This is a genomic window from Microbulbifer sp. S227A (assembly GCF_049800935.1).
This window is the reverse complement of the sequence record NZ_JBNAFZ010000009.1, coordinates 205080-218923: the sequence shown is the minus strand read 5'-3', so window position 1 is coordinate 218923 and position 13844 is coordinate 205080. Positions and strand designations below refer to the sequence as shown.

14 protein-coding genes are annotated in these 13844 nt (G+C 58.0%); all 14 read right to left on the bottom strand.

Annotated elements, in window-relative coordinates; translation table 11 throughout:
* Positions 1-37: 37 nt before the first annotated feature.
* Entirely contained in the window at positions 38-1582 is a 1545-nt protein-coding gene (atpA, locus tag ACP15R_RS20255) for a F0F1 ATP synthase subunit alpha (protein WP_222230897.1), read from the bottom strand.
* 47 nt (positions 1583-1629) lie between these two features.
* On the bottom strand, positions 1630-2163 hold the full coding sequence (locus tag ACP15R_RS20250; protein ID WP_222248070.1) for a F0F1 ATP synthase subunit delta: 534 nt from the start codon (positions 2161-2163) through the stop codon (positions 1630-1632).
* An 11-nt stretch (positions 2164-2174) separates the two neighbouring features.
* Entirely contained in the window at positions 2175-2645 is a 471-nt protein-coding gene (locus tag ACP15R_RS20245; RefSeq protein ID WP_077407905.1) for a F0F1 ATP synthase subunit B, read from the bottom strand.
* Between the two features lie 54 nt (positions 2646-2699).
* Positions 2700-2948: a F0F1 ATP synthase subunit C gene (atpE, locus tag ACP15R_RS20240; protein WP_010131056.1), complete on the bottom strand. Its 249-nt coding sequence runs from the start codon at positions 2946-2948 to the stop codon at positions 2700-2702.
* 92 nt (positions 2949-3040) lie between these two features.
* The gene (atpB, locus tag ACP15R_RS20235) at positions 3041-3982 is read right to left on the bottom strand and encodes a F0F1 ATP synthase subunit A (RefSeq protein WP_224868223.1); all 942 of its coding nucleotides are present in this window, start codon (positions 3980-3982) and stop codon (positions 3041-3043) included.
* 117 nt (positions 3983-4099) lie between these two features.
* Positions 4100-4513: an ATP synthase subunit I gene (locus tag ACP15R_RS20230; RefSeq protein ID WP_222248068.1), complete on the bottom strand. Its 414-nt coding sequence runs from the start codon at positions 4511-4513 to the stop codon at positions 4100-4102.
* Positions 4514-4782: 269 nt separating this feature from the next.
* Positions 4783-5691 carry a ParB/RepB/Spo0J family partition protein gene (locus tag ACP15R_RS20225; protein WP_224868227.1) on the bottom strand — a complete coding sequence of 303 codons (909 nt, stop codon included), beginning with the start codon at positions 5689-5691 and terminating at the stop codon, positions 4783-4785.
* A gap of 18 nt (positions 5692-5709) precedes the next feature.
* Positions 5710-6528: a ParA family protein gene (locus ACP15R_RS20220; RefSeq protein WP_224868229.1), complete on the bottom strand. Its 819-nt coding sequence runs from the start codon at positions 6526-6528 to the stop codon at positions 5710-5712.
* Positions 6529-6712: 184 nt separating this feature from the next.
* On the bottom strand, positions 6713-7357 hold the full coding sequence (gene rsmG, locus ACP15R_RS20215; RefSeq protein WP_224868231.1) for a 16S rRNA (guanine(527)-N(7))-methyltransferase RsmG: 645 nt from the start codon (positions 7355-7357) through the stop codon (positions 6713-6715).
* Positions 7358-7361: 4 nt separating this feature from the next.
* Positions 7362-9251 carry a tRNA uridine-5-carboxymethylaminomethyl(34) synthesis enzyme MnmG gene (mnmG, locus tag ACP15R_RS20210; RefSeq protein ID WP_224868233.1) on the bottom strand — a complete coding sequence of 630 codons (1890 nt, stop codon included), beginning with the start codon at positions 9249-9251 and terminating at the stop codon, positions 7362-7364.
* A 646-nt stretch (positions 9252-9897) separates the two neighbouring features.
* Positions 9898-11271, bottom strand: a complete 1374-nt coding sequence (gene mnmE, locus ACP15R_RS20205) for a tRNA uridine-5-carboxymethylaminomethyl(34) synthesis GTPase MnmE (protein WP_224868235.1) — start codon at positions 11269-11271, stop codon at positions 9898-9900.
* Positions 11272-11385: 114 nt separating this feature from the next.
* Entirely contained in the window at positions 11386-13041 is a 1656-nt protein-coding gene (gene yidC / locus ACP15R_RS20200) for a membrane protein insertase YidC (protein ID WP_222248053.1), read from the bottom strand.
* A 7-nt stretch (positions 13042-13048) separates the two neighbouring features.
* Positions 13049-13318, bottom strand: a complete 270-nt coding sequence (gene yidD, locus ACP15R_RS20195; protein WP_224868237.1) for a membrane protein insertion efficiency factor YidD — start codon at positions 13316-13318, stop codon at positions 13049-13051.
* Positions 13315-13818, bottom strand: a complete 504-nt coding sequence (rnpA, locus tag ACP15R_RS20190) for a ribonuclease P protein component (protein WP_404804161.1) — start codon at positions 13816-13818, stop codon at positions 13315-13317. The genes yidD and rnpA overlap by 4 nt, the downstream gene beginning before the upstream one ends.
* Between the last annotated feature and the right edge of the window lie 26 nt (positions 13819-13844).

Below are 13844 nucleotides of genomic sequence, written 5' to 3'. Positions count from 1 at the left end.
TTCGCCCTGTACTCAGAGAGTGCAGGGCGAAAGCGGATTACCAGCTACCGGTAGCGACGAATTTCTCGATAGCGGCCTTGAAGGCAGCGTCGATTTCGCCGTTGTAGTCACCGGTGCTGTTCACTTTTGCCATCAGCTCTGCGTGTTCGCTGTTCATGTAAGCGAGCAGGGCGGATTCAAAGTCCAGCACCTTGTTGACTTCTACGTCGTTCAGGAAGCCTTTGTCGGCAGCGTAAACAGATACCGCCATGTCCGCGATGGACATCGGGGAGTACTGCTTCTGCTTCATCAATTCGGTAACGCGCTCACCGTGGTCCAGCTGGGCCTTGGTGGCTTCGTCCAGGTCAGAAGCGAACTGGGAGAAGGCCGCGAGTTCGCGGTACTGCGCCAGTGCGGTACGGATACCACCGGAAAGCTTCTTGATCACCTTGGTCTGTGCGGAACCACCAACACGGGATACGGAGATACCCGGGTTGATCGCCGGACGTACACCGGAGTTGAACAGGTCGGTTTCCAGGAAGATCTGACCGTCGGTAATGGAGATTACGTTGGTCGGTACGAACGCGGAAACGTCACCCGCCTGGGTTTCAATGATTGGCAGTGCGGTCAGGGAGCCGGTTTTGCCTTTCACTTCACCGTTGGTGAACTTCTCTACGTACTCAGCGTTTACGCGAGCAGCGCGCTCCAGCAGACGGGAGTGCAAGTAGAAAACGTCACCCGGGTATGCTTCACGGCCCGGAGGACGCTTCAGCAGCAGGGAGATCTGACGGTAGGCCCAAGCCTGCTTGGTCAGGTCATCGTAAATGATCAGGGCGTCTTCACCGCGGTCGCGGAAGTACTCACCCATGGTGCAGCCAACGTATGGAGCCAGGAACTGCATCGCAGCTGGGTCGGCGGCGCCGGCAGCAACAACGATGGTGTGGTCCATTGCGCCGTGCTCTTCGAGCTTGCGCACAACGTTTGCAATAGAAGACTGCTTCTGGCCTACGGCAACGTAGATACACTTAATGCCGGTGCCTTTCTGGTTGATGATCGCATCGATCGCAACCGCAGTTTTACCGATCTGACGGTCGCCAATGATCAGCTCACGCTGGCCACGACCGATCGGGATCATGGTATCTACCGCTTTCAGACCGGTCTGTACCGGCTGATCAACGGACTGACGGGCAATTACGCCAGGTGCTACTTTCTCAACAGCGTCGGTCAGCTTGTTGTTCAGCGGACCTTTACCGTCGATCGGGTTACCAAGGGCGTCAACCACACGACCCAGCAGCTCCGGACCAACCGGGGCTTCCAGGATGCGGCCAGTACAACGACACTTCTGGCCTTCCGCCAGAGATTTGTAGTCGCCCAGTACGATGGCACCAACGGAGTCGCGCTCCAGGTTCAGTGCCATACCGGTAACACCGCCTTCGAACTCGATCATCTCACCGTACATCACGTCGGCCAGGCCGTGGATGCGGATGATACCGTCGGATACGGAAACAATTGTGCCCTCATTCTGGGCTTCAGTGCTCACATCGAGATTGTCGATGCGGCTCTTGATAATTTCACTGATCTCAGAGGGATTCAGTTGCTGCATGCTCTGTTCCTCGATTCCCCGGCAGGGCTGCCCACCGGGAAGGTAATTTAGGAGTTCATCGCCTCGGCGAGTTTGGCCAGTCGGCCGCGCACGGTGCCATCGATCACCGTGTCACCAGCGCGAATAATCGCGCCGCCCAGCAGACTTTCGTCGACCGCGCTGTGCAGGTGCACCTCGCGGGCAAACTTCTTGCTGAGTGCCTGGGTGAGGCGCTGGGACTGTTCGTCGCTGAGCGGGCGGGCAGAGATAACTTCCACTTCGAGAGTGGCTTCTGCCTGGGCCTTCAGGTCTTCGAACAGTTCGGAAATTTCCGGCAGCAGCGGCAGGCGGTGGTTTTCCGCCAGCAGCTTGATGAAGTTCTGCATGGCGGCATCGTAATCGCCACATACAGACAGGAATTTTTCCGCGCGCACTTCACTGGTCAACTGCGGGTTATCCAGCAGCTCGCCAACTTTTTCGTTCTGGCTGACCGCCGCTGCGGTTACCAACGCCGCGCTCCAACCGCTAAGGTCGGAGGCTTCTTGGGCGTGGGCAAATGCCGCTTTAGCGTATGGCCGGGCCAGAGTGCTGAGTTCCGCCATGGGTTCCTCGCTTACAGCTCGGCTGCCAGTTTCTCAATCATGTCATCGTGTGCCTTGGCATCGATGTTGATTGAGAGGATTTTTTCTGCGCCGGCAACAGACAGGTCAGCAACACGGGTACGAAGTTGTTCCTTCGCACGGTTTACTTCCTGTTCGATTTCCGCCTGTGCGGCAGCTTTCAGGCGATCGCCTTCGCTGCGTGCTGCCTCTTTGGCTTCATCAACGATTTGGTTGGCGCGCTTGTTGGCACCATCGATGATTTCGGCCGCTTGGGCTTTGGCTTCTTTCAGTTGCTCGGCCGCTTTGCGCTGGGCCAGCTCAAGATCTTTTTCTGCGCGTTCGGCTTCTTGCAGACCGGTGGCAATTTTTTGCTCACGTTCTTGCATTACACCCAGCAGGGCCGGCCAGACGTATTTCCAGCAGAACCATACAAAGGCGAAAAAGGTGATCGACTGGCCGATCAGAGTCAGGTTGATATTCACACCGACACCTCTTGCTCTTTCAAAAGTGGATTAAAGGGCAATTGGAACGATGGATTAACCAGCCAGACCAGGAGCAACCGCGAAAATCAGGTACATAGCGATACCAACACCGATCATCGGTACGGCGTCGAGCAGACCAGCCATCAGGAACATTTTGCCTTGCAGAGCAGGAGCCTGCTCCGGCTGACGAGCAGAACCTTCCAGCAGTTTGCCACCCAGGGTGCCGAAACCGATAGCAGTACCCAGTGCGCCCAGACCGATCAGCAGTGCAGCAGCTACGTATACCAGACCTAATGCTTCCATTGTTTTCTCCAAAAGTAAGTTAAGAGTTGTTGAAGTTGAAAGTGAGTGAAAAAAGTCAGTAAACCGACAAATCCTTTACAGCTGGCACGACCTTACTGGTCGTGCGCGTGCTCTTCTTCCCGGTCGTGCGCCATGGCCATGTACACGGTAGTCAGTACCATGAATACGAAGGCCTGCAGGGTGATGACCAGGATGTGGAAAATCGCCCAGCCCATCTGCAGGAAGCTGGCGCCGATAAAGCCCAGAACGCCAACACCGAATACGATGGCGATCAGGATGAAAATCATCTCACCCGCGTAGAGGTTACCGAACAGACGCAGGCCGAGAGAGACAGGCTTGGCGATCAGGGAAACCGCTTCCAGCAGGAAGTTGAACGGGATCAGGAAGATATCTACGTACCACTTACCGGAGTGGAAGGGGTGCAGAGTCAGTTCCTTCACAAAGCCCATCAGGCCTTTTTCTTTCACACTGAAGAAAATCATCAGGGCGAACACCGCCAGCGCCATACCCAGAGTGGCGTTCAGGTCGGTGGTAGGAACAACCTTGAAGTAGACGTGATGCGGATCGGCACCGGTGAGAGCAGAGGTACCGTGGGCGAACGCCAGCGGCAGCCAGTCAACCGGGATCAAATCCATCAGGTTCATCAGGAACACCCACACGAAGATGGTCAAAGCCATCGGTGCAACCATGCTGTTGCGGTGCGGGAAGGTGTCTTTAACGGTTTTGTCGATGAAGTCGACAATTACTTCGACGAAGCTCTGGAAGCCAGAGGGGACGCCCGGAGTCGCTTTTTTCGCCGCGCGGGCGAACAGGAAGCAGAAAATCAGACCCAGACCAATGGACCAACCCAGGGTGTCCAGGTGCACAGCCCAGAAGCCCATATCGGCGGCTTCCTGACTACTGTGTGCAATCGTCCAGGTGGATTCGGAAAGTACGGTTCCGTCGGTACGGGTGTAACCCGCTGGAAGTTTACCGTATGCAAGATTTTGCAGGTGGTGCTGGATATAACCCGTCGCGGTTTGTTCGGCAGCCATAGTTCCTCAACACGTTTTAAGATGAAAAATCTGTTTCGTGGAACCCCGAACCTGCGCGGCCTTGGTTTTCGGCCCTGAGCAAAAGCGCAGTCACTCTTCGAGGCTCCCCGCCCCCCGCTAACCTTTGGTATGCAGGCGGGCTACGAGAATCCATTGCAAAATCACGCACAAGCCGTAGCTGATAAACAGCACTGCGGGGTTCAGCGTTTTGACGCTGGTAAACACCAGCGCAAACCCCACCAGGGTCATTACGAACTTGCCGGTTTCGGCGCGGTAGAAGCTTCCCACCGCGCGCTGGCTGGCGCGCGCTCCGCGGATCTTGCCGCGGTTCGGCCCTAACAGCTCAAAGGCACGCAAACCAAAATACAGATTGGGCACCACACACAGGGCGCCGCCAAGCAGGGCGGAAAGGGCGATGACACGTCCCAGCGTGAATTCGAGCGCCACTACAGCCAGCAAAACAACCGCAAGCTGGATCAGCGAAATCTGTACAACTGGGGGATTACGCATAGGCGGGAACAGGCCGGCCAAACTTTCTTTTCCGCCCAAAATTTGGGCGTGCGAATTATGGAGGAACGAGGCTGTCGATTCAACTAGCAAATCTCGTCAGATGGCATGGCTTTCGCGGTCGTTTACCACCCATTTCGGTGACAGTAAGCACTTACAAACTGAGGGGTTATTTGCCGACAGATGCGCCAGCGGGCGGGGATCGATGCGCCAAAACATTGCACTATTTTGGCGCACTTTTTACAAAAACGTTGCAATAGTAACGTTTCCAGCACGTCTCGGCGGGGCGCTGGTCAGTCTTCGCGGTAACCCAGGTGCGCCAAAATGCCGTCCAGCTCATCCAGGCTGGTGTACTTGAGCACCAGCTTGCCGGCGCCTTTTTCGCCGTGATCAATCGTCACCGGAACACCAATTTTTTCTGCCAGCTGTTCACTCAGGCGGCGAATATTGGGGTCCACCGGGGCTTTCTTCGGTTTCGGCTGGCCTGCCTGGGCCTGGACGTTGCGCACCAGCGCCTCGGTCTGGCGCACGGTCAAACCGCGATCGACCACCTGCCGGGCGGTGGCTTTCTGATCTTCACCGGCAAGACCGAGCAGCGCCTTGGCGTGACCGGTCTCGATATCGCCGCGTTCGAGGAAGGTGCGTACCTCGTCGGTGAGACTCAACAGGCGCAGCAGATTGGTCACGGCGGTGCGGGATTTACCCACGGCTTCGGCCACCTGCTGCTGGGTGAGTTCGAATTCATCCTGCAGACGCTTGAGCGCTACCGCTTCTTCGACCGGGTTCAGGTCTTCCCGCTGGATATTTTCAATCAGCGCCATGGCAATGGCGGCTTCGTCGGCCACTTCGCGGATCAGCGCAGGGACTTTATCCAGCTCGGCGAGCTGGGCGGCGCGCCAGCGGCGCTCACCGGCGATAATCTCGTATTTGCGCTCACCGACAGGGCGTACCACGATGGGCTGCATAATGCCCTGGGCGCGGATGGAGTCGGCCAATTCTTGCAGGGACTCCTGCGGGAAATCGCGGCGCGGCTGGTAGCGGCCACGCTGTAGGAATTCGATCGGCAACTCTTTGAGCTCACCATCCACACGTTCGGCGACATCACCGTTGCGCTCGCCAGTGGCCACGGCAATGGCTTCGCTGGCATTGTTACTGATCAGGTGGGAAAGCCCTTTCCCGAGGCCCTTGCGTTTCGCGGCCATAGGTTTGTTACCTCAGTCTTAAACCGCTTCCGCTACCGGGCGTGGTCCACTGTTCTGGTTGCTATTTTGGTTTGCCGCGGTGTCGCGGCGGGTAATCTCACCGGCGAGGGCAAGGTAGGCGATGGCGCCTTTGGAGCTGCGGTCGTAGTCCAGTGCGGGCTTGCCAAAACTCGGGGCTTCCGCAAGACGCACATTGCGCGGTATGCAGGTGCGGTACAGACGCTCACCGAAGTATTCACTCAACTGCTCGGAAACATCACTGGTCAGGCTGTTACGCGGGTCGAACATGGTGCGCAGGATGCCTTCGATCTTCAGGCTCGGGTTGGCGGCCTGCTGGACCTGGGTAATGGTATCGATCAGCGAGGACAGTCCTTCCAGCGCGTAGTATTCGCACTGCATCGGGATCAATACACCGCCGGCGGCACATAGAGCGTTTACGGTGAGCATGTTCAGCGACGGCGGACAATCGATGATGATGTAGTCGTAATCATCAGCGACCTGCACGAGCGCCTGGCGCAGGCGGGATTCGCGGCCATCCATCTCCAGCAATTCCACTTCCGCCGCGGACAGGTCTATGTTCGCCGGCATCAGGTCGTAACCACTGGCGGTTGTCACGATCGCCTTGCGCGGCGGCAGCAGGCTGGCCAGCACGTCGTAGCTCGACAGCTGCAACTCGCTCTTGTCGATGCCGCTGCCCATAGTGGCGTTGCCCTGGGGGTCCAGGTCAATCAGCAATACGCGTCGCTTGTTGGCAACAAGTGACGCGGACAGGTTGACGCAGGTTGTGGTCTTGCCGACTCCGCCCTTCTGGTTAGCTACCGCAAAAATTTTGCTCAAGGTTCTGGTCCTGTTGGTCCCGTTGACGCAGTTCCTCTGGCGTCCCGGGCTCGCCGCTAGGCCGGTTTGACCGGGAGGCGCGGCAGCAAAAGCGCACCCGCGAACATCAGCCCGGTGCACTGGTATTAATCTCAGTTGTTTTTGTTCCACCCCGGCATTGGAGTGGATTGCCAGAGCTGGCGGTTCAGTCCTCGCGAACAAGGACGATCAGGTGGCGCTCGGCGTCGCACCCCGGTACTCGCAATGGGTGCATCTGTTCGACCTTAATGCCTTTTGGCAATGCGCTCAACTCATCTTCGGGGATCTTGCCCTTCATCGCATAAAAGCGGCCGCCCGCGGCGAGCAAGTGCTCACTTCCCTGCACCATATCCTGCAGGGAGGCAAACGCCCTGGAAACCACGCCAGAGTAGAGGTTTTCCGGCTGGTAGGCCTCCACCCGCTGGTTCACCACGTTGATGTTGGCGAGCTTGAGCTGGCTGGCCACCTGAAACTGAAAGCGCGACTTTTTGCCATTGCTGTCGAGCAGGCTGATGGGGCGCTCGGGGTGGATGATCGCCAGCGGGATACCGGGCAGGCCACCACCTGAGCCGACATCGATCAGCGGGGTCTGGTCTGCGGGACTGGTACCACACAGATTCACCACACTCAGACTGTCGATGATATGCCGCTCAAGCATCTCCGCCGGGTCGCGCACGGCGGACAGGTTGTAAGCGGCATTCCAGCGCGCAAACAGGTCGAGGTAGGCCAGCAATTTGTCCTGCTGTTCACCGGTCAACGCCAGCTGTAACTGATCTGCCGCCTGCTGCAGGCGGGGCCGAAACTGCTCCATCACCTCAAACCGCCTTCTTGCGGGTCAACAGTCCGCGTTTCTTCAGCTGGATCAACAACAGCGAAACCGCTGCCGGCGTCACGCCCGGTACGCGGCTGGCCCGCGCCAGGGTGTCGGGGCGCGCATCTGTTAGCTTCTGCACCACCTCGTTGGAGAGGCCGGATACCGCGCCATAGTCGAAATCCACGGGTAGCGGGGTGTCCTCGTACGCCTGCAGGCGTTCAATTTCGTCGCGCTGGCGATCGATGTAACCGGCGTACTTGGCGGAGATCTCCACCTGCTCGGCGACGCGCTCGTCGGCGACAGCTTCCCCTTTGAGACTGGCGATATCCGTGTATTCCAGCTCCGGGCGCTTCAGCAGGTCCTGCAGGCTGTATTCGCGGGCCAGCGGCTGCGGCAGCTTTTGCTCCACACTGGTGGCCGCATCGGTACCCGGCTGAACCCAGGTTTCCTTGAGGCGCTGCTGCTCGAGGGCAATGGCTTCACGCTTTTCGCAGAAGGCCTGCCAGCGGGTGTCATCCACCAGCCCCAGCTCACGCCCCTTTTCGGTCAAACGCAGGTCCGCATTGTCTTCGCGGAGCAACAGGCGGTATTCCGCGCGGCTGGTGAACATGCGGTAGGGTTCTTTGGTGCCGCTGGTGATCAGATCGTCCACCAACACACCGAGATAGGCTTCATCGCGGCGCGGTGACCAGGCGTCCTTGTCCTGCGCCTGCAGCGCGGCATTGGCGCCAGCCAGCAAGCCCTGAGCGGCAGCTTCTTCGTAACCGGTGGTGCCGTTGATCTGGCCGGCGAAGAACAGACCGGCAATAAACTTGGTTTCCAGTGACGGCAGCAGGTCGCGCGGATCAAAGAAATCGTATTCGATGGCATAGCCCGGGCGGGTGATATGCGCACTCTCAAAGCCCTTGATGGAGCGCACCAGATTCATCTGCACATCAAACGGCAGGCTGGTGGAGATGCCATTGGGGTAGAGCTCGTTGGTGGTGAGCCCTTCGGGCTCGATAAAGATCTGGTGGCTGTCCTTGTCGGCGAAGCGGTGCACCTTGTCCTCGATGGACGGGCAGTAACGCGGGCCTATACCTTCGATCACCCCGGAATACATGGGTGAGCGGTCCAGACCACCACGGATGATGTCGTGGGTCTGCTCGTTGGTGTGGGTGATCCAGCAGCACACCTGTTGCGGATGCTGGGCGCGGTTGCCCAAATAGGACATGACCGGCAGCGGCTCGTCGCCCCACTGTTCTTCCAGGCCCGAGAAGTCCACGGAGCGCGCGTCGATACGCGGCGGGGTGCCGGTTTTCAGGCGCTCAACGCGGAAAGGCAGCGCACGCAGGCGCTCGGCAAGGGCAATGGAGGGCGGGTCGCCAGCACGGCCACCGGCGTGGTTGTCCAGGCCGATATGAATGCGTCCACCGAGAAAGGTACCGGCGGTTATGACCACGGTTTTGCCGTGAAAGCGCAGGCCGGCATTGGTTACCACGCCGGTCACCCGGTCGTTGTCGACGATCAGGTCATCGGCCGCCTGCTGGAAGATGTCCAGGTTGGGCTGATTCTCGAGGATATTGCGAATCGCCGCCTTGTACAGCGCGCGGTCTGCCTGGGCGCGGGTGGCCCGTACTGCAGGGCCTTTGCGGGCATTCAAAACACGGAACTGGATGCCACCGAGATCTGTGGCGGTGGCCATGGCGCCGCCGAGGGCGTCCACTTCTTTCACCAGATGGCTTTTACCGATGCCGCCAATAGCCGGGTTACACGACATTTGCCCGAGCGTTTCGATGTTGTGGGTCAACAGCAGGGTGCGACTCCCCATGCGCGCAGATGCCAGGCACGCCTCGGTGCCGGCATGTCCGCCGCCAATCACGATCACATCATATTGCGTGGGGTAATCCATAGGTTCAGCTCTGGTGTCAGCTTTGCCGCTGACAGGTCACGGTAAAAATCGGCCGCACATTATAGGCGCCTTGAGCTGTGCAAAAAAGCGGCATTTTGAAATTTCATTTTGCGCTTTCTTATATCTATTTAAATAAAGTTATACATATCTTATGTGTATGTATGTGTTTATGTTTAATGTAGTTATATAGGGTAGTGTTTTTTACGTATAAGTATGAAAAATCGTTTAAAAACAGTTGGTTACGGGCATGATAACTACCCTGTAAACCCTTGCTTTTAGCGGGGTAAAACCGCGGTATGGCATTGTGGACGAGTGGGATAAGTCAGGGGGTTTGAGCCGATTCGTTGATTTGTCCCCATTTGCGTACCGGCTTCCCCTCACTTTTCCACTGTTTTTATCCACACTTCGCGGTGAGGCGTCTCTCTTTTCGTTGTTGTGTGCATAAGTCTGTGGTTTAACGGGATAAAAGCTTGTGTGAGCGATCTGGATAGGTGGTCTATCTGGATAACTCTGTGAGTTTGTGTGCGCAACTCTTGTGGTTTGCTCGGGGAGAGCCTGTAGAAAAGTTTGCGTCAACGCTTGCAGATGCCTCGAGCGCGTTCTTCGCCTTTTGTCTGGATCGTTTCCATCGATGTGTCGTGGGTTTTTATTTGCCGATACAAAAGCTGCCGAAAATTTTGCCCAGCAGTTCGTCGGCGGTCATGGCGCCGGTGATTTCACCCAGTGATTGTTGCGCCTGGCGCAGATCTTCCGCCAGCAATTCGCCGGCACCGCTGGCATTGAGTTGCGCCTGCCCGGCGGTGATAAACGCGCGCGCCTGAGCCAGGGCGTCGAGGTGACGGCGGCGCGCACTGAAACTTCCTTCGTTCCCGGACTGATATCCCATGCACTGCTTTAGGTGATCGCGCAGTGCATCAATCCCCGCACCAGTTTTGGCGCTGATCGCGACCACCGGTACCCCGTCGCTGTGGGCTTGTAGTCCGGCGGTGTAGTCGGTGAGATCGAGTTTGTTGACCACAAGGGTCAGTTTGTCTGGGTCCGGCAGTTGCGCGGTGAATTCCGGCCAGGCCTGCTCCGGGTCCAGGCTGGTGACTTCTGCAGCATCCACCACCAGCAGTACGCGATCGGCGCTGTGAATCTCATCCCAGGCGCGCTGCATGCCAATCTGTTCGACCTGGTCCGGGGATTCTCGCAAGCCGGCGGTGTCGGCGATATGCAGGGGCATGCCATCGATGTGGATATGCTCCCGCAACACATCGCGGGTGGTGCCGGCGATGTCGGTGACGATGGCCGTGTCTTTGCCAGCCAGTGCATTCAACAGGCTGGACTTGCCCGCGTTGGGTTTACCGGCGATGGCCATCTGCATTCCCTCGCGCATGATCGCACCCTGGCGCGCTTCCGCTTCCACGCTGTCCAGTTGGGCCAACAGCGCCTCAATATCGGCGGCAACTTTGCCATCGGCGAGAAAATCGATTTCTTCTTCAGGAAAATCAATCGCAGCTTCGACATAGATGCGCAAATGCGTCAGTTTTTCCGCTAAATCTTCGATTTTTTCGGAGAATACTCCCTGCAGCGAGCGCAGCGCGTTTTGCGCGGCCTGGGCCGTTCCGGCGTCAATCAGGTCGGCAATGGCTTCTGCCTGGGCCAGATCGAGCTTGTCGTTGAGAAATGCGCGCTCAGAAAACTCGCCGGGACGTGCCTGGCGGGCGCCCATATCGATAAGTGCGGCAAGCAGCGTATCGAGAATTACCGGGCCTCCATGGCCCTGCAGTTCCACCACATCCTCACCGGTGAAGGAGTTGGGTCCGGGGAAGTAGAGCGCCAGTCCCTGGTCGAGGAGTTGCTTCTGATGGGTGAAATCACAGTAGTGGGCAAAGCGGGGTTTGAAGGCTTTGTTACACAGCTGCTCGCCGATCTTGCGTGCGTCTGGCCCGGACAGGCGGATCACGCCGATACCGCCACGGCCCGGTGGGGTGGCGACGGCGGCAATGGTGTCTTTGCTGAGGCTTTGCAGGGACATAGTTTGAGTTTATCCGACTTTCAACAACGGGCTTAACGAACAGGCTGCGCCATGGGGTTCACCAACAAGAAGGGCCGCTAGTAGCGGCCCTTCTGGATGTCACGATCACGCAAACTACTTGTCTGCGGATTCGACCTGTTTGTTGATAAACCAGGTCTGTGCAATCGAGATCAGGTTGTTCGCGATCCAGTACAGAACCAGTCCGGCCGGGAACCACAAGAAGAAGAAGGTCATCATGATCGGCATCAGCTGCATGATCTTCGCCTGGGTGGGATCGGTGGGCTGCGGCTGCAGCTTCTGCATAAGCCACATACTGGCACCCATAATCACCGGCAGGATGAAGTAGGGGTCTTTAACCGACAGGTCGTGAATCCAGCCGATCCAGGGTGCGTGGCGCAGTTCCACGGTTTCCATCAGCATCCAGTAGAGGCCGATAAACACCGGCATCTGCAGTAGGATCGGCAAGCAGCCACCCACGGGATTGATCTTCTCCCGGCGGTACAGCTTCATGGTTTCTTCGGCGAGCTTCTGGCGGTTGTCCTTGTACTGCTCCTGCAGCTTTTTCATCTGCGGGGCGAATTTGCGCATGCGTGCCATGGACTTGAGGCCAGCGGCAGACAGCGGATAGAGCAGCGCCTTGATAAATACGGTCAGCAGGATAATTGCCCAGCCCCAGTTGGCGACCAGGTGCTCATGAATCCAGTGCAGTACGCGGAACATGGGCTTGGCCAGCCACCACAACCAGCCGTAATCCACGGTCAGGTCCAGGTAGGGGGAAATCTCTTCCAGACGGTATACATCTTTTGGACCGACATAGAAGTCGGCGGCCACCGTACCCTGCTGGCCCGGTTCGATGCGCAGCTGTGGGCTGGTGAAGCCCATGCTGAACAGACCGTTGCCGATGGGCGCCAGGGTAAAGGTGTTGAGGTCTTGCTGGTTTGGAATCCAGGCACTGAGGAAATAGTGCTGCACCATGGCAACCCAGCCACCCTGAATGGTTTCGGTGGTCGGGCGCTTGGCGATGTCTTCGAAATCCTGCTTGAAGTAGTTCTCTTCGCTGGTGTGCAGGGCGGCGCCAAGGAATGGTGCCATGCCGATACCCATGTCGACCGGCGGCTCCTGGGCGTCGCGGATAATCTCGCCACACATGCCAGCAAGCAGCGGTTTGTCGCGGCCGTTGTCCACCAGGTAGGCAACGTTGATCAGGTAATCGCCGCGGGTAAAGGTAAAGCGTTTGGTGAAGCCAATGCCGTTCTGGGATTGCTTAAGCTCTACCGTGAGGGTGTCTTTACCTTCCTGCAGCGCGTACTCGCTGGCATCGCTGGTGAACGCCGGGCGTGCGGCGGAGCAGCTGCCTTTACCGCCGACCAGGCCGCTGCGCGCAATATAGGTATGGCTGCGGGTCTGGTTGAGCAGAATCAGCGGGCGATCTGGGGTATTCAGTTCTTCATGGAACTGGCGCAGTGCGACTTTCACAATGTCGCCACCCTGTGGGTCGATCAGCAGGCTCAGAGTGTCGGTCTCGACGCTGATCAATTTAGGCTGCGTGGTAGTGCCAACTTCCGGGATACTGCCTTCAGGAAGATCGCTGCCGGCGGTGGACTGGGCCTGACTGCTGGGAAGGGTTTCCGTATCGGTGTTCTGGTGGTTCACCACGGTTGTCTGGTCGATCGCCGGGGCGTGTTGCTCCTGGAAAGCGTTCCACTGGTAAATCAGTGCCAGAAGGACAGCGGCGATGCCGCCGACCAGCGTGTAGCGTTGCCAATCCATTATGTCGTTAGCCTTGTTGCGTTGGCGGCGTTCTATTGTTCGCCGGTGTTTCGGTTGCTTGTTGCGCCGGTGGTACGTAATCGAATCCACCCGGATGCCAGGGGTGGCATTTTATAAGGCGGCGCAGGGTTAAATAACCCCCTTTGCAGAATCCGTGAGTTTTAAATGCTTCTTCGGCATAACAGGAGCAAGTGGGGTAGAAGCGGCACTGGTTGCCAACCCACGGACTGGCGATGAGGCGGTACAACTTGATCAGTCGGATAGCCAACCAGGTCATGGGGTTTTCTCGCCGCCGCTATCGCTTTCTTGCGGTGCAGTCTGGCCGCCCTTGTTGGCAGCCGGTTTGCGTCGCGGGGGCCGTTTACCGCCCCTCGAGCCGCGCTTTGGTCCCGGTTGCTCGGGCTGCGGGTTGCGCGCGCGTTGGTCGAGCTTGCGCCACAGTTTATTGAATATCTTGGCGAGAGCCGCATTATCCAGTTCGCCGGCACCTGCGCGGGCGAGTACCACGGCGTCGAGCGGGAACAGATCATTCTGGCGCAGACGAAATGTTTCACGGGCAATACGTTTAATACGATTGCGATCGGTGGCGTTGCGGACGTGCTTTTTAGCAATAACGAGACCGAGCCTTGGGTGAGACAGCTCGTTCGGGCGGGCGAGGATCAGGAATTGCGGTTGCGCTGCGCGAACCGGAGCGGAATCAAATACGGCGCGATAGTGCGCCGCATTGAGCAGCCGCAGCGGCTTGGCGAATGCGAAGTCGCTGCGTGAACACTGCATGATGATTCAGTGGCAAGTATAAGGTT